Genomic DNA, 16,086 nt, shown 5'->3' with positions numbered 1-16,086 from the left:
TTAAGTCGAGAGACTGCGAACTTACAATGATGTAGGTGTATAAAGAGGAAACTTACAGCCGCTAAGCCTTGTAGTTTTGGGAGAGACTACAGGGCTTTTTTATATTCTAATTTTTACCACGTTTCAAAAAGTATTAAGAAGTTTCCTTTCTAGCACTGCCGTCGCTATGTTTTCTGCTAAAAATTTAAATCAATAATATCAATATATTTATTTGTAATATGATTTTAAAACAGGCATTTTTCCTGTGAATTGTTAAGTTAAATGTTATACAGAACTGTACGTTAAATGTTAAAAGGGGCCATTTGCCAAATATTAGACAGACCTGTACGTTTTTACTTACATGATGATAAGAAAAATACTACTTTTCTTCATAATTGGATATGTCACAATACATCACATAAGGAAATAGAAACTAAAACAACGGAAGTGAGTTAAAACAACAAGAAGGATGTGGCTAGCATCTCACCAACGACAATAAAAACAGTAATAACACGATAAACAAAAACTACAGCGCAAAAAACCCAAGCAGAAATGCTTGGGTTTTTTATTTGCTTCTACACTAAGTCAGTCTCATGAGAATCGCTACCAAATAAAGAACGGCGTTGATCTCTCGGTATACGTGGACATTGGGTTGAGATTTGATATAACACTTTAGCTAAAGCAGGCAGGTGAGTACCTACTACAGATTTGCCTGTTGTTAATAGAGAAACACTGATATCTCTTTCAGGATCGGCCCAGCATAAGATATTAGAGAACCCTAAATGGCCAAATGCTTGCCCTGACATTGGACCAAAAAGTCCTACAGGGTTGCTGCCTAACATTGGTCCTAAAGCATAGCGCATTGGAATTAATAATGTACGGTCAATGTTAACGCCTGTGGTGGGAAGAGTCGCTCTGAAAATAGTTTTTTCACTGAAGATTTGCTGACCTCCGTAGCTTCCACCACTTAAAAGCATTTCAAAGAATCGGCCAGCTTGTTCTGCGCTGGTATAGATGTTCCCTGCTGGGCAAATGGTGTCCATAAAACGACTATCATTAGTGACATCAACTGCAAGTTGTAAACCGCCACCTAAAACATGGTTAAGGTAGTGATCGGTACCAAGGCGAGGATGCAAACCTGTTGCACAGTTTAAGGCAACTTCTGAACGGTATTCAGGTTTTAAACCATAGTTGAAATAAGGCATTCCCATCGGTTTTTCGATAGTCTGATGCACAAAGTCACGTAAATCCTGCCCAGTCACCCGCTCAATGACTTCTCCTAAAATATAACCTGCCGTAACCGCATGATAGGCAAGGTGATTACCAGCGGGAGACACAGGGCGAGCAGTATATAAACGTTTTAAAATTTCGTCTTTATCAAATAATAATTCTGGTGTGACATCGCCATCAATATAGGGAATGCCACCACGATGTGCTAACAAATGAAAGATCGTTGCGCGGCGCTTACCGTTAACACCATATTCGGGAATGTAATAGCTCACGGGATCAAGCAAATTAATTTCACCTTTTTCATCTAATAGATGAATCAACATGGCTGTGATCATCTTTGATGCTGAAAAGAGGCAAACAGGGGTATCTGGTGTTGCAATCAGCGCATTGTCTTGAAGCCCCATCGGAGAATTCCCTTGGGCATATCCAATGCTTCTATTGAGCAAAATTTTACCTTGCCTACGTAAACAAAAGGTAATGAGTGGATAGTTTCCGGTTTTATATAGTGCTTCTATACTTTTCCAGATTTTTTGAATCTGGTGTTCACTCATGCCACCCTGTTCAGCAGCAACTTCATCTTTTTGTCGAATGACTTGCTCAATATTGTCCGGTACTGGACAAGTGTTGGTCGAAAAAATTTTCACACGTCCCTCGCGCTTCTTTCTTTTTATTCAAGGCTAGTGTGCAGGGTTAAGGTCTTCATGTCAGTGTCTAAAATGACAAGTTACTGAAAACTATTTTGCAATCCACCTATAGATACCTTAAAATAGGCGACTTGCTGTAGTGATGCACGGCAGTCAGTTGCCTCAACTGATTCATATCGTTTACTTTTTTAAGCATCTCGGAGAAATCGAATGGCTTTAACTAATGCAGACCGCGCAGAGATCATTGCTAAATTTGCTCGCGCTGAAAATGACACTGGTTCACCAGAAGTTCAAGTAGCTTTATTGACTGCTCAAATCAATGATTTACAAGGTCACTTCAAAGCTCACAAACACGACCACCACAGCCGTCGTGGTTTGATCCGTATGGTTAACCAACGTCGTAAATTGCTCGACTACTTAAATGGTAAAGACCACGGTCGTTACACTGCTTTGATCGGTGCTTTAGGTTTACGTCGTTAATTCGATTTTCACTTTGTTTTCGCTATTTCGCATGTCGCAATGCTTTATCGCTGAAAAGAGAGTTTCACTTAATGTTAGGTTAAGTGATTTTTAGAAGGGGCGCTTGTGCGCTCCTTCTTTGCGTTTAACTTTTTTAAATAATTGATCTAGTGTGATGGCTTCTAAGCTTTGTCATTTATCTACCAATCGGTGTAGTCTGAATGCCAAACCTTAGGGGTCTCACTAGAATAAAATTAGGAAAATACAATACATGTCAATGTTCAATATCGTTCGTAAAGAATTCCAATTCGGTCAACATCAAGTCGTTTTAGAAACGGGTCGCGTTGCACGTCAAGCAAACACAGTTTTAATCACTATGGGTGGCGTAACTGTTTTAGTTGCAGTTGTTGCTCAACCTAAAGCAAAAGCGGGTCAAGACTTTTTCCCGTTAACAGTTAACTATCAAGAAAAACAATATGCAGCTGGTCGTATCCCTGGTGGTTACGGTAAGCGTGAAGGCCGTGCTTCTGAAGCTGAAACTTTAATTTCACGTCTTATTGACCGTCCAATTCGTCCGTTGTTCCCAGAAGGTTACTTCAACGAAATTCAAGTAACAGCAACTGTTGTTTCTTCTGACAAAACTATGGATGCTGACATTGCAGCAATGCTTGGTACATCAGCAGCATTGTCTATTGCTGGTACTCCTTTCCGTGGTCCAATCGGTGGCGCACGTGTTGGTTTAATCAACGGTGAATATGTTCTTAACCCGAACTTCGAACAGTTGAAAGAAAGTGACCTTGACCTTGTGGTTGCAGGTACAGAATCTGCTGTATTGATGGTTGAATCTGAAGCGAAAGAACTTTCAGAAGATCAAATGCTTGGTGCTGTGCTTTTCGGTCATGATGAAATGCAAATTGCAATTCAAGCGATTAAAGAATTTGCTGCCGCTGCTGGTGCTGTTGAATCAACTTGGGTTGCTCCAACTAAAAACGAAGCTCTTCTTGAGCAATTAAAAGCAGCTTTCGAAGCGAAAATTTCTGAAGCATATACAATTGCGGTTAAACAAGACCGTTATGCAGCGCTTGATGCACTTTATGCAGAAGCTGTAGCTCAGTTCGTTCCAGAAAATGACGAAACTGGTATTGCTGATGAAGTAAATGAATTATTCGAAGACCTTAAATACCGTACAGTACGTGACAACATCTTGTCAGGTAAGCCACGTATTGATGGTCGTGATACTAAAACTGTTCGTGGTATCGACGTTCAAGTTGGTGTATTAGATCGTGCACACGGTTCTGCATTATTTACACGTGGTGAAACTCAGGCGTTGGTAACAACAACTTTAGGTAATACTCGTGATGCATTAATGGTTGATACCCTTGCTGGTACTAAAACTGACAACTTCATGTTGCACTATAACTTCCCTGCATACTCTGTAGGTGAAACTGGCCGTGAATCTGGTCCTAAGCGTCGTGAAATTGGTCACGGTCGTTTAGCACGCCGTGGTGTTCAAGCTGTTCTTCCTGCTGCTGACCGCTTCCCGTACGTGATTCGTATTGTATCTGACATTACTGAATCTAACGGTTCATCTTCAATGGCTTCTGTATGTGGTGCTTCATTATCACTTATGGATGCAGGTGTTCCACTTAAAGCTCCAGTTGCGGGTATCGCAATGGGCTTAGTGAAAGAAGGCGAGCGTTTCGCAGTACTTTCTGACATCTTGGGTGATGAAGATCACTTAGGTGATATGGACTTTAAAGTAGCAGGTTCTGCAAACGGTATTACTGCGCTTCAAATGGACATTAAGATTGAAGGTATTACCGAAGAAATCATGGAAGTTGCATTAAACCAAGCGTTTGCTGGTCGTATGCACATCCTGAATGAAATGAATAAAGTCATTTCACGTGCTCGTGCTGAAATCAGTGCTCATGCACCGACGTTTGAAGTTATTAACATTAACCCAGACAAGATCCGTGATGTTATTGGTAAAGGCGGCGCAACTATCCGTCAAATTACTGAAGAAACTAAAGCTGCAATTGATATCGAAGACAACGGTACAGTTCGCGTATTTGGTGAAACTAAAGCTGCTGCTAAAGCTGCAATTGCTAAGATTCAAGCCATTACTGCTGAAGTTGAACCAGGTAAGATCTATGACGGTAAAGTAATCCGTATCGTAGAATTCGGTGCGTTTGTAAACATCATGCCGGGTACTGATGGTCTTCTTCACATTTCGCAAATTTCAAATGAACGTATTGCGAATGTAACTGATGTTCTTAAAGAAGGTCAGGAAGTGAAAGTACAAGTTGCTGATGTTGATAATCGTGGTCGTATTAAATTGACTATGAAAGACATTGAACAAGCATAATTGTTCCAGTGACATGAAAAAGTCCGCTTGATGCGGACTTTTTTTATGGCATGATGCAAGTAATACAAAAACAGATCATTGTGGTATGCAGGTTTATTACTTTTATCGCCATCAAGCTGACGGCTATGTCTTTTTAAGCCGTGAACAGCATAGTGAACATGTTCTGGAGTTTTTCTGGATTGATAGTGTCAGAACCGATGTGGTGAGCCATAACGAAGAATGGCAACAAAAAATTCAACAGCTTTCAGGCGTGGTGATTAATGAATTTCATATGCGGGATATCGCGAATATTGAGCATCCTTGTGCATTTGATACGCTTGAAGAATATGACCTGCTGATTTTTAAAAAGTTGGTTACACCTGATGATGAAATTAAACAGGCAGACTCCCAAGACAGTGTTTTTGGATTGGCCACAACACCTATCAGTTTTATTTTGACGCCTGATGTACTGATTAGCGTGCGTGAGCAGGGGAATAAGTCGATTGAAAACTATATTCAACGTCTAGAAAACATTTTATGTAAAACCTTAGAAGAGCAGAATAAGACCCGTAAATTACCGAATTCACCTGTAGATTTATCTTTGCGTCTTTTAAATAGTATGGTGGATGGATATCTTGATATTCGCTCACCATTGACGAGAAGAGTCGAGCATTGGCAACAACAATTATTGCAAGGTAATCGTCGTTTCAAACAATGGCATCAGCTATTCCATGAAAATATGGCCTTTCAACAGGTCGAAAATTTATGTGAAGAGCAAATTGAAACCTTACAAGAATTTCGAGATGAAATTGTAGACAATTACCATCATGTGGTCGGTAGTCATATACGTAATTCTCAAGATATTTTATTGGTGCGTGTAAATGATTTGATGAGTCATGTTGAGCGTATTCAAAAACATACTTTACGTCTACGTAACGCTATTCAATCAGCAATTGATTTGCACTTTTCTGCAATTGCAAACCAGACCAATGAAAACATGCGGATTCTTGCCATTATCACCGCTGTTTTTGCACCGCTTACGCTTTTAACAGGTATTTATGGAATGAACTTTGAGTTTATTCCAGGGCTTAAATCTCCTATTGGTTTCTGGATTATGTTAGGCGTCATGCTACTGAGTACGATTTTGCTTTTGTACTATTTTTATCGACAGCATTTGGTGGGACGTGGTGAAAAAAGTGTGATTGATTTACTGGCTCACCGACAACGTCAAGATCGAATGAATTTGTTTTGGTTTTTGGAATATGAGCCGATTAAGCAGACTTTGAAGGAAGTAGAGAAGATTACTCGGTTAAAGTAATAGTAATTTTCAAAAATGAATAAAGTCGATTTATTAGCATTGCCTCAAATATAGAGATTAGTTAAATATTTTTTTATAGGCATGTCCTTACTTTTGACTGGGCAAAAGTAACAAAACCCTTTATTGGACTGACGGTACATCCATGTTACCGCAGTCCAAAAGGCGGCATCCATGCCGCCCATCACTTTAATTCATGCCTGTTTAGAAGGTTACTTAGAAGAAAAAATCTCAATGAAAATGCTTCAACTGTTTTCTAAGTTGTTGTACTTCATCAATCAAATCTAACATTACCGCAACTGCTGCCAAACTTGCGTCAAAGTCGCGTTGTAGACGATAAGCTTTACGTGCGCGTGCGACATCTTCGCCCATAAACTGATGCGCTTCAGGTGTATTTTCGACTGATAAAATATCATATTCAATTAACTGAAGAATCCAGTCAGGACTTTGGCCGCAAGCTTGGGCAAATTGTTGTAAGTCAAATGTAGATTGTTCATCAACGACCTCCGCATTAAAGGTGTGGCCGTCATATACAATTTCGCGATAGTGAATGGTTGTCATGATCTTGCTCCCTAATGAGATGAACGAGGTTCGAAAGAAGCAAAGGCTTCTGCTAGTTGCTGATAGGCTTCTTTTTCTTTTTCAGAGTTTGCAGGCGGGAATACAATATTTAAAATTAAATAGAGATGGCCTGGCGTTTTATTTGGTATCCCTTTATCTTTTAAACGTAGCTGTTGTCCTTGTTTTGCATTTTTAGGTAAGTTGACATGTAAAGATCCTGCTGGTGTTTTTACTTCAATACCCTGACCTAATGCCGCTTCCCATGGAGTTACGTCTACAGTCAGATATACGTCACTGCCTTCGACATGAATACGGTCGGTATCTTTATACTGGATTTCAATATAAAGATCGCCGTTAGCACCACCATTAATCCCACTTTGGCCTTGTCCACTTAAGCGGATTTGCTGACTTTCTTTCATGCCTTTTGGTATTTTGACTTGAAGTGTTTTGCGTTGAACTTCAGGCTCACCATAAGCGTTTATGGTTGGAATTTGTAGAGTAATTTGTTGGGTTGAACCATGATAGGCAATATCAAGATCAACCTCTATGCTGGCATGTTGATCTTCACCGCGGTAACTACGTTGTTGTCTTTGGTATTGGTGTTGCCCACCGCCAAAGCCCGCACCAAAGCGACCAAATAAATCGTCAAAACCACTAAAGTCTGCTTGCTCACCACCTGTAAAGCCTTGACGATAAAACTGAGCTCCATCAAAGCCCCCTTGAGCAGCACCTTGACCAAAGTGATTAAAACCTTGAGGGTGATCTAACATCTGGTCATATTCGGCTTTTTTATCTGCATTACTTAATGTGTCGTAGGCAACATTAATTGCCTGCATTTTTTCTTCTGCATCTTTTTCTTTGCTGATGTCTGGATGATATTTACGGGCCAATTTTCGATAAGCTTTTTTAATGTCATCAGCAGAGGCTTTGCGTGTAACCCCTAATTCTTCATAATAATTTTTTGCCATAATGTTTTATCACGATGGTGTTGTTTATTTCATTATGAAACGATTTTTAGAGTTTTTAATAAGCTAGATTGTATAAGAGTTGTTCTATTCCAAAATGAAATTAATAGAAAGAGGTATAGGTAAATGAGGCCAATACCTCTCATGATTTAGAGAACACTTTGATATAAGCCGTAAAGGGCAATAAGTAGAAGTAATAAACCGCATAGGCCCAATATTTTTGGATATAAATGACTGTTAGAAAGGCGGCGGAAAAATATATAAACCAAAGATAGGGTAAGGAAATCTAAAACAATCCATGTTAACGTGAGTATGGTTAAACTTAAATTTAACTGAGGGGTAATAGAGACAAATTGCGGAAAAAAAGCCGAGAAAAAGATAATATCTTTTGGGTTTGAAATACCGACAAGAAAACCTTTTTTAAAGCCTCCATTTTGTGCTGAAACGGTTTGTATCGCTTCTGGATGAGGGGCTTGAATCACTTCTTTAAGAATACTAAAACCCAAATAACCAATATATAGACAGCCTAAAATTCGAATAATGTTGAGATAACTATCATTAACACTCAGCACTCCTTTTAAAACGAGTACTGAAATAAAAATTAAGATAAGGGATGCTAGGTTTGTACCAAAAATGGTTTCAAGTGCTTTTTTATAGCCCCCTTTAAGTCCAGCGCTTGCAACTAAAATCATGACAGGGCCAGGGGTTGCAATCATGATAACTACACTAAAAATAAAGAGAAAATAATCAAAATAATTCATGGTACTTAGACATCTTATTTATAAGGCTATAAAGTAGCCTTATATTATCCTATTTAAAATAACATGTTGAAAATTATCATCAAAAAATACGGATAAATAAAAAGGCGGTATAACCGCCTTTTTATAAAGTTAAAATATTAACTTAAATGTTCACCAAATAACGCTAAAGCTTCTTCAGCTGTAAAGGTATATTGCGTATTACAGAACTGACAATCCATACGAATCGGGTTCTGATGTTCTAGGGTTTCATGGACAGCGTCTACACCAATTTGAATCAGAGCATTTGCACAGCGTTCTTTTGAACATGTACAGCCAAATTTTAATGCTTCAATTTCTGGTAAACGAACTTCTTCTTCGTTGTATAAACGATATAAGATTTCATTTGCATCTAAATTGGTAAGCTCTTCAGCTTTTAATGTTTCAGTCAACATCGTCAAACGTGGCCATAAATCTTCATCGACCAAGTTTTGCTCTTCTTCATCATGGCGTGGTAAGAGTTGAATCAGTAAACCACCAGAACGCTTATCCGTACTTGCCAACACAATGCGAGTTGGAATTTGAGCAGATAAATCGTAATACTGCATCAAGCAACCCGCTAAATTCACTTGATCAAGCGGCACGATCCCTTGATAACGTTCGCCAAATTCCGGTTCAATATTAATAAATAAAACTGGATTAACTAAAGCGCCAAGAACTGTGCTGCTGTCTGTTGCTTCAAGAAAGCGAGGGTCGGTTTCATAGTCCGCTAAAGCACGAACCTCTCCTAAATGGTTACATTCAGCCATCGCCCATTTGAAGGTGCCGCTAGCCTGGATTTGCAAGCTGATACGGCCTTTGATTTTTAGTGTACTTGCAAGTAATGCAGTCGCACTCAACATTTCACCTAGCAGAATTTTAACCGCAGGCATATAGTCACGTTGAGCTAAGATAGTTTGTAGGGCTTCTTCTAGATGAACTACTTCTCCACGTACTGGAAAGTTCTCTATATAAAAGCGTTGGCGTAAATCAGACATAATATTCTCCAGGGCCCTAAGCAGAGTATAACTATTTCGTTTTAATCAAGCTTAGGAAATGCAGCGAAGCCGCAAGCCGGACAGGGGCAGCTTTGTGCCCATTGTCCAATTATTTAGGCAATGTGAATAAGTCCTTAATATAGCCATTTTCTGAAATCTCAAGTTATTCTAGATGATCTCTTGTAATGTCGATGCGATTTGGTTGCAAATGACGCTTTAAATTAACATCATGTTTTGATGTAGCCTGTTGCTGTGCATCACTTTCAAACAAATGCTCAAGCTCGGCTAAGGCATTACGATGTGTTTCAAAAATCTTCTGTTCATCAGTATAAATACTTTGCTGCTGTATGAGCAATTTCTCATCATAATCCCGAAAGATTTCGATATTGTTATATGCTTGTTCATCAGAGATACCAAGTTCTCGCAAGGCGCGATAAGCCATTCCTAATGAAGATAAATATGTCTCACGCCAAATGTATTCCACGCCTAAATCTCTTAAAAGATGGACATGATGGCGGTCACGCGCGCGAGCCAATAGCTTTAAGTGTGGATAATTTAATCTAAGATGACGCGCGACATTCATAGAGTCTTCAACATCATCAATCGCTAAAATAAATACTTTAGCTTTTTCAATACCAGCAGAGCGCAGTAAATCAGGTTGGGTCACATCGCCATAATAGAGCTTACCGCCATATCGACGAACAAAGTCCACTTGCTGAAGATTGTTGTCGATTGCGGTAAAGCCTAAATGTTGTAGGCGGGCAATACGCGCGATAATTTGTCCAAATCGACCAAAACCAGCAATGATAATGGGGTTATCCTGCTCGGGAATTTCATCGTACTCAGGTGGACGTTCTTTATTAAATAGAGGAATGACCTGATTTGCCATAATCCAGTAAATCACTGGGGTAAGGACCATCGATAAGGTCACAATCAGGGTCACTGGCTCTAATAAAGCTTGAGTTAAAATCTTCTCACTTTTTGCAAGACTCAAAATGACAAAAGCAAATTCTCCGCCTTGTGCCAAGCAAGTACCTAAAAGCAAACTGTTATTCCAACTGTATTTTTTATAGCGAGCAATCGCAGTTAATATCAGTGTTTTGATGAATAATAAGCCGACTGCGCCACCAATAATAAGCAAAGGCATATCAATCAGTAGTGACAGCTGGGTGGTCATACCCACAGTCATAAAGAATAAGCCAAGCAATAAACCTTTAAACGGTGCAATACTCGCTTCAACTTCGTGACGGAACTCTGAATCTGCTAATAATACGCCTGTGAGGAACGCGCCTAATGTGGTGCTAATTCCTAATGTATCCATCAGCAAGACAACAGCAAGAATAATAAATAATCCTACTGCCGTAATGAGTTCAGTCGCTCCACTTTTTGCAACAAAACGGAAGAATGGGCGCATCACATAGCGACTAAACAGAAATAGGCCAGTAAAGGTTGCAATAATCGCCGCAAAATAAGCGACGCCGTGATGGGTTGATTCTGTTCCTGCCAAGAGTGGAATGATGGCAAGTAGGGGAATAGCTGCTATATCTTGAAAGAGTAAAATTGAAAAAGACTGTTGACCATAAGTCGTGTTGAGTTGCTGTTTTTCGGTCAGAAGCTGTAATACAAAAGCGGTAGAAGACAGCGCAAGGGCAAAACCAATCACAAAGCTGACAGAAAGCTGCTGTTGAAACAGTAATAGTATGATCAACATAAGAATACCCCCACTAATGAGGACTTGCAGACTTCCCATCACAAAAATAGAGTCACGCATTTCCCATAAACGTTGTGGACGTAACTCTAAGCCAATTAGGAACATTAATAAGATAACGCCGAATTCGGCAAGTTCCATAATTGCTTCAGGGTCATGTGCAATATTTAAAACACTAGGACCCAGAAGTATTCCTGTAAATAAATAACCTAAAACTGTTGCTATCCCTAGGCGTTTGCCAAGAGGGACTAAAATCAGAGAAGCTCCAAGAAAAATTGTTGCTTGCAGTAAGAATGACATTCATTGCCTCGAATGTATTAGTCTCTTTTAAGTGTAAAGCCAAAAAGGCTTCTTCACACCATGATATTCAAATCATCTAATTAAATTCTTGCGGATCGACATCAATTGATAGCCTGAGTTGATGCTGGCGCGGTGCATGAACTAATTGTGACCACCATTGTCTTAAGTAAAAATGTAGGCGAGCACGGTCAGCAGATAAAATCACCATATGTGCGCGGTAGCGTCCAGCTTTACGCTCCATAGGGGCTGGAATAGGTCCCCAAATATCAACAATTTCACCAGCCACTTGACGAAGTTGCTCGGCAGCTTCATTTAAAAAATGTAAGGTATAGTCACGGTCTTTGGACTCTGCACGTATCAGTACGGCATAGCGATAAGGCGGCAGCAATGCGACTTTACGTTCTGCAAGTGTCTGTTTGGCAACCGCCCGATAATCTTGTTCGATGAGTGTGGTGAGTAAAGGGTGATCTGGTCTTAGGGTTTGTAAGTAAACATGGCCTTTATGTTCGCCACGGCCTGCACGTCCCGCGACTTGTACAATTAACTGCGCAGTACGTTCTGGCGCACGAATATCGACACTCAATAAGCCCGCATCAATATCTAAAATAGCAACCAAAGTAACATGTGGGAAGTGATGACCTTTTGCCAACATTTGAGTGCCGAGCAAAATTGTTGGTTTGTTTTGGTGAATACGATCATAAATTTTTTGCCAGCTTCCGACACGACTCGTGCTGTCACGGTCAACCCGAATCACATCGTGTTCGGGAAATAATTCTTGTAAGTGTTCTTCGACCTTAGCTGTTCCTGCTCCTAGGGTTTTTAAACTCTTTTGCTGACATTCAGGGCAATGGTCTGGCAAGCGATGAACGGTACCACAGTGGTGGCAATGTAAATAAGAATAAGGCTGAGTATGCAAAGTAAAATGTGCGTCACAATGTGGACAATTTGCTTGCCAGCCACAGCTTTCACACACCAGTACAGGTGCGTAGCCACGACGGTTTAAAAAGATTAAAACCTGTTCTTTTCTGGCTAGGGTATTTTTAATCTTTTCAATTAAAGGTTGGCTAATACCATGTTGTTTTTTGACAACTTTAAGGTCAATCAAATGCATTTTAGGTAAAAGCGCATGGCCTGCACGTTGGTTAAGCTGAAGCGCTGTTAACTTGCCAGTTTCGACCAAATAATAACTATCGATGCTTGGAGTTGCTGAACCTAAAATAACAGGGCAGTTTTGTAAGTGCCCACGGTACAGGGCGACATCACGTGCATGGTAGCGGAAGCCTTCTTGCTGTTTATAAGACAGGTCATGTTCTTCATCTAAAATGATTAAGCCCAAACGTGGTAGTGGCGTATAAATCGCAGAGCGTGTGCCTAAAATAATAGATGCTTTGCCAGTCTGAGCCTGTTGCCATGCTTGTAAACGTTTAGAGTCATTTAAGCCCGAGTGTAATAGAGCAATATCACAGTTAAAACGCGATTTAAAACGAGAAATGGTTTGAGGGGTTAAACCAATTTCAGGGACCAAAACCAATACTTGCTTACCTTGCTTTAGCACTTCGTGCATGATGTGTAGATAAACTTCAGTTTTACCACTTCCAGTTAAACCATCTAACAAGAAGGCTTGGTATTGATGCTGCGCGTTTATGACGTGCTGGGTTGCCTTCTTTTGGTCTTCATTGAGTGTGAGTGGCATTTGCGCCAATTGAACAGGTGCGGGGCTAAAGTCGTGCGGTTCAAGTGTGCAGTCTACCAGTCCTTTCTTTTGAAGTGCTTTAAGCGTAGCCGTTTCTACACCACTTAAATTAAGAATATTCTCTGTAGTTCCGGAAGGGTGTAACTTTAAAATTTGATACGCGTCTTGTTGCTTAACAGAACGTTTAAGAAGTGCTTCAACATTATCACATGGTGTAATTTTCCAAAGATGGAACAAAACATCCATCGGTTTGCCTTGACGCAATAATGCGGGTAGGGCGGTTTGCATGACCTCACCAATTGGAAATTGGTAATACTGAGCTGACCATGTCAATAAACTTAAAACTTGTTCATCTAAAATAGGCTGTTCGTCTAAAAGGTCAGAAATGGCTTTAAGCTGAAAGGTACCGGTAAATGATTCACTTGGGTCAACTTTTTCAGTAATGATGCCAATCAGATTTTGGCGTCCAAATGAAATGGCGACGCGTGAGCCTACGTGAGCCCGTTCATATTGTGCTTTGGTGAGTGTATAGTCAAAAGTGTCGTACAGATGCACAGGTACGGCTACACGCACACGATAAACAACTGAATCAGGCTTTGGCGTTATGGTCATAGAGGCTCATTTCGTCAATTTTAAAAAACGGCATAGCGTCGTGAAGAGGACTTGGGTATTCTACACAGGCTATAGAACGAATATGAATGATTGCGTAGCATAGATGCAACAGCAGCGACTATTATTTTTGGAAAATTAGAACATTACCATGCCTGCATATCAATTTACTGCCATTGATGCTTCAGGGAAGCAGCAAAAAGGGGTGCTTGAGGGAGACTCAGCGCGCCAGATTCGCCAACAATTACGTGATAAAGCATGGACACCAATTAGCGTTGACCCTGTTGAACAAAAAGATAAACATCAGAGTCAGGGGTTATTCCAAAAAAAGTTCAGTGCTTATGATTTGGCGCTCATGACCAGACAACTTTCGGTCTTGGTTGCTGCTGCTATTCCACTTGAGGAAGCCTTACGCGCCGTGAGCAGACAAAGTGAAAAAACACATGTGCAAAACCTTTTATTATCTGTACGTTCTCGAGTCTTAGAAGGGCACTCACTCGCGCAGGGTATGCAGCAGTCTGGACGTTTCCCTGACCTGTATATTGCAACGGTTGCTGCTGGCGAGCGTTCGGGGCATTTAGATCTCATTTTAGATCAGCTTTCGGATTACACCGAAAACCGCTTTGCCATGCAAAAGAAAGTTCAGGGTGCCATGATTTATCCCATCATTTTAATGCTGATGTCTTTTGGTATTGTGATGGGTTTAATGACTTATGTTGTGCCAGAGATTGTAAAAACTTTTGATCAAAATAAAGATGCTCTTCCGTGGATTACAGTCGCTTTAATGAAAGCGAGTGATTTTATTCGCCATGCGTGGGTGTTTATTATTCTTTTTGCAGTAGTAGGTGTTATCGCATTCGTTCGGTTCTTAAAAACCACTGCTGGACATTATGCTTTTGATCGATTAACACTCAAATTGCCATTATTCGGTAAACTGTCACGTGGTATTAATGCTGCAAGATTTGCCAGTACCTTATCTATTTTGACTCGTTCAGGTGTCCCTTTGGTTGATGCCTTAAAAATTGGTGCAGCAGTAACCAATAACTGGGTCATACGCGACTCAATTGCTCACGCGGCTGAGCGTGTGACAGAAGGTGGTAACTTAGGTACGCAACTTGAGCGCAGTGGTTATTTCCCACCAATGATGGTACAAATGATTCGAAGTGGAGAGGCATCAGGCGAGCTGGACCGCATGTTAGAACGAGCATCGACCATGCAAGACCGTGAGGTGACGACATTTATTTCAACCTTACTGGCATTACTTGAACCGCTTATGCTGGTTTTAATGGCAAGCATTGTACTGGTTATTGTAATCGCGGTTATGCTGCCAATCGTAAATATGAACAATATGATTTAATCACTTTGATATTAGAGATAATGATGAAAGTACAAACTATGCAACGTAAGCGAAATAAAAACTCAGGCTTTACCCTCATTGAAGTCATGGTAGTAATTGTAATTTTAGGCGTGTTAGCTGCTTTAATCGTACCAAATGTCATGGGGCGTAGTGAAAAAGCCAAAATTGATACGACTCAAATTGCATTAAAGGGTGTAGCGGGAGCTTTAGATCAGTACAAGCTTGATAACGGGCATTTCCCAACCATGCAAGAAGGCGGGCTAGATGCTTTGGTTAACCAGCCAGCTACAGCGAAAAACTGGATGCCAGGTGGTTATGTAAAAGGTGGTTATCCTAAAGACAGTTGGAAAAATGATATTCAATATGTCATTCCTGGGGCAGATGGTCGAGCTTTTGACTTGTACTCGTTTGGAGCAGATGGCAAAGAAGGTGGTGAAGGTAATGATGCAGATATTTATTATCAACCTTAATTAAAATGTAATGGAGATTATCAGTTCAGTTAAAAAGATAAAATGATAAATGTGAATTGATAATCTCTCTCAATTAGTAAAATATAATAAATAACTGAAAAATATAAATTAAAGTTAATATTAATATTTTGAGATTTATAATAAGAATTATTCCCATATTTAATAGTTACAAGAAAGTTAAAATGTAGAGGAAAATAAGCTATATATTTAAATGAAAGCTTTGCATAATAACTAAAAAGCACTTTATTCAATTAAAAGGAGAGATTAAATGAAAGCATTTCTCATATTAGATGAACTGACTCAGTTTCATGGGGTAATGCTCAAGTCTGTCCTATTGATTTTGGGTTTATTGCCGATTGCTGAAGTTTTTTTAAAGTTATGGCTGAGTACAGAGGGAAGTAGCCAAATCATGATTGGCTTCTTTGCACTAAGTATTGTGAGTGCATGGTTAATGGTGAGTTTCTTCACCGCATTAAAAGCGAGCGTTTGGCAAGTTAAACAAATATCTACTCAATATGAGCAATTACTTTTTAAAGCTTATCGTTATCTACCCATGGTCTTTTTATCGAGTTTAGTTGCTTATTTATCTTTGCAATTATCGATTGCTTTTTAATAATATTTTAAAACCAAGTTTTTAGATAAAACGTAGACTAAACATCTACGTTTTATCTTTTAACT

13 protein-coding genes are annotated in these 16,086 nt (G+C 39.8%); 6 read left to right on the top strand and 7 right to left on the bottom strand.

What is annotated here, in order from left to right:
- Positions 1-554: 554 nt before the first annotated feature.
- A complete protein-coding gene (locus tag HLV59_RS16690; protein ID WP_151748020.1) occupies positions 555-1,853 on the bottom strand; it encodes a serine hydrolase domain-containing protein in 1,299 nt (432 codons plus the stop codon).
- A 210-nt stretch (positions 1,854-2,063) separates the two neighbouring features.
- Between HLV59_RS16690 and rpsO the strand changes: the two genes are divergently transcribed.
- From rpsO to HLV59_RS16675, 3 genes are all read left to right on the top strand, one after another.
- Positions 2,064-2,333 (top strand): 30S ribosomal protein S15, encoded by a 270-nt coding sequence (gene rpsO, locus HLV59_RS16685; protein WP_002114951.1) that lies wholly within the window; start codon positions 2,064-2,066, stop codon positions 2,331-2,333.
- Positions 2,334-2,589: 256 nt separating this feature from the next.
- On the top strand, positions 2,590-4,677 hold the full coding sequence (gene pnp / locus HLV59_RS16680; RefSeq protein ID WP_171067952.1) for a polyribonucleotide nucleotidyltransferase: 2,088 nt from the start codon (positions 2,590-2,592) through the stop codon (positions 4,675-4,677).
- Between the two features lie 85 nt (positions 4,678-4,762).
- Positions 4,763-5,974 carry a magnesium transporter CorA family protein gene (locus HLV59_RS16675; RefSeq protein WP_057104867.1) on the top strand — a complete coding sequence of 404 codons (1,212 nt, stop codon included), beginning with the start codon at positions 4,763-4,765 and terminating at the stop codon, positions 5,972-5,974.
- A 228-nt stretch (positions 5,975-6,202) separates the two neighbouring features.
- Here HLV59_RS16675 and HLV59_RS16670 read toward each other — a convergent pair whose 3' ends face one another.
- The 6 genes from HLV59_RS16670 to HLV59_RS16645 all read right to left on the bottom strand — a co-directional run bounded on the left by HLV59_RS16670 (position 6,203) and on the right by HLV59_RS16645 (position 13,584).
- Positions 6,203-6,532, bottom strand: coding sequence for a chaperone modulator CbpM (locus tag HLV59_RS16670; protein WP_016144191.1), 330 nt, complete (start codon positions 6,530-6,532; stop codon positions 6,203-6,205).
- A gap of 11 nt (positions 6,533-6,543) precedes the next feature.
- A complete protein-coding gene (locus HLV59_RS16665) occupies positions 6,544-7,500 on the bottom strand; it encodes a DnaJ C-terminal domain-containing protein (RefSeq protein WP_171430400.1) in 957 nt (318 codons plus the stop codon).
- A 146-nt stretch (positions 7,501-7,646) separates the two neighbouring features.
- A complete protein-coding gene (locus tag HLV59_RS16660) occupies positions 7,647-8,258 on the bottom strand; it encodes a LysE family translocator (RefSeq protein WP_057104864.1) in 612 nt (203 codons plus the stop codon).
- A 137-nt stretch (positions 8,259-8,395) separates the two neighbouring features.
- The gene (gene hslO, locus HLV59_RS16655) at positions 8,396-9,271 is read right to left on the bottom strand and encodes an Hsp33 family molecular chaperone HslO (protein WP_125699041.1); all 876 of its coding nucleotides are present in this window, start codon (positions 9,269-9,271) and stop codon (positions 8,396-8,398) included.
- A gap of 163 nt (positions 9,272-9,434) precedes the next feature.
- On the bottom strand, positions 9,435-11,279 hold the full coding sequence (locus HLV59_RS16650) for a monovalent cation:proton antiporter-2 (CPA2) family protein (protein WP_031947229.1): 1,845 nt from the start codon (positions 11,277-11,279) through the stop codon (positions 9,435-9,437).
- A gap of 76 nt (positions 11,280-11,355) precedes the next feature.
- Positions 11,356-13,584 carry a primosomal protein N' gene (locus tag HLV59_RS16645; RefSeq protein WP_171430399.1) on the bottom strand — a complete coding sequence of 743 codons (2,229 nt, stop codon included), beginning with the start codon at positions 13,582-13,584 and terminating at the stop codon, positions 11,356-11,358.
- 148 nt (positions 13,585-13,732) lie between these two features.
- Here HLV59_RS16645 and gspF point away from each other — a divergent pair, with 148 nt between their 5' ends.
- The 3 genes from gspF to HLV59_RS16630 all read left to right on the top strand — a co-directional run bounded on the left by gspF (position 13,733) and on the right by HLV59_RS16630 (position 16,021).
- Positions 13,733-14,938 (top strand): type II secretion system inner membrane protein GspF, encoded by a 1,206-nt coding sequence (gene gspF, locus HLV59_RS16640; protein ID WP_005065941.1) that lies wholly within the window; start codon positions 13,733-13,735, stop codon positions 14,936-14,938.
- A 20-nt stretch (positions 14,939-14,958) separates the two neighbouring features.
- Entirely contained in the window at positions 14,959-15,408 is a 450-nt protein-coding gene (gene gspG / locus HLV59_RS16635; RefSeq protein ID WP_227513998.1) for a type II secretion system major pseudopilin GspG, read from the top strand.
- A 268-nt stretch (positions 15,409-15,676) separates the two neighbouring features.
- Entirely contained in the window at positions 15,677-16,021 is a 345-nt protein-coding gene (locus HLV59_RS16630) for a hypothetical protein (RefSeq protein WP_171430398.1), read from the top strand.
- Positions 16,022-16,086: the final 65 nt, after the last annotated feature.

The sequence above is a fragment of the Acinetobacter lactucae genome (assembly GCF_013122135.1).
GTDB classification, from domain to species: domain Bacteria; phylum Pseudomonadota; class Gammaproteobacteria; order Pseudomonadales; family Moraxellaceae; genus Acinetobacter; species Acinetobacter lactucae.
The sequence above is the reverse complement of the archived record's forward strand: the minus strand, read 5'-3'. Positions and strand labels throughout refer to the sequence as shown.

Coding starts and splice junctions, on each gene's coding strand:
- rpsO (WP_002114951.1), top strand. CDS start 2,064: ATGGCTTTAACTAATGCAGACCGCGCAGAGATCATTGCTAAATTTGCT.
- pnp (WP_171067952.1), top strand. CDS start 2,590: ATGTTCAATATCGTTCGTAAAGAATTCCAATTCGGTCAACATCAAGTC.
- HLV59_RS16675 (WP_057104867.1), top strand. CDS start 4,763: ATGCAGGTTTATTACTTTTATCGCCATCAAGCTGACGGCTATGTCTTT.
- HLV59_RS16670 (WP_016144191.1), bottom strand. CDS start 6,532: ATGACAACCATTCACTATCGCGAAATTGTATATGACGGCCACACCTTT.
- HLV59_RS16665 (WP_171430400.1), bottom strand. CDS start 7,500: ATGGCAAAAAATTATTATGAAGAATTAGGGGTTACACGCAAAGCCTCT.
- HLV59_RS16660 (WP_057104864.1), bottom strand. CDS start 8,258: ATGAATTATTTTGATTATTTTCTCTTTATTTTTAGTGTAGTTATCATG.
- hslO (WP_125699041.1), bottom strand. CDS start 9,271: ATGTCTGATTTACGCCAACGCTTTTATATAGAGAACTTTCCAGTACGT.
- HLV59_RS16650 (WP_031947229.1), bottom strand. CDS start 11,279: ATGTCATTCTTACTGCAAGCAACAATTTTTCTTGGAGCTTCTCTGATT.
- HLV59_RS16645 (WP_171430399.1), bottom strand. CDS start 13,584: ATGACCATAACGCCAAAGCCTGATTCAGTTGTTTATCGTGTGCGTGTA.
- gspF (WP_005065941.1), top strand. CDS start 13,733: ATGCCTGCATATCAATTTACTGCCATTGATGCTTCAGGGAAGCAGCAA.
- gspG (WP_227513998.1), top strand. CDS start 14,959: ATGATGAAAGTACAAACTATGCAACGTAAGCGAAATAAAAACTCAGGC.
- HLV59_RS16630 (WP_171430398.1), top strand. CDS start 15,677: ATGAAAGCATTTCTCATATTAGATGAACTGACTCAGTTTCATGGGGTA.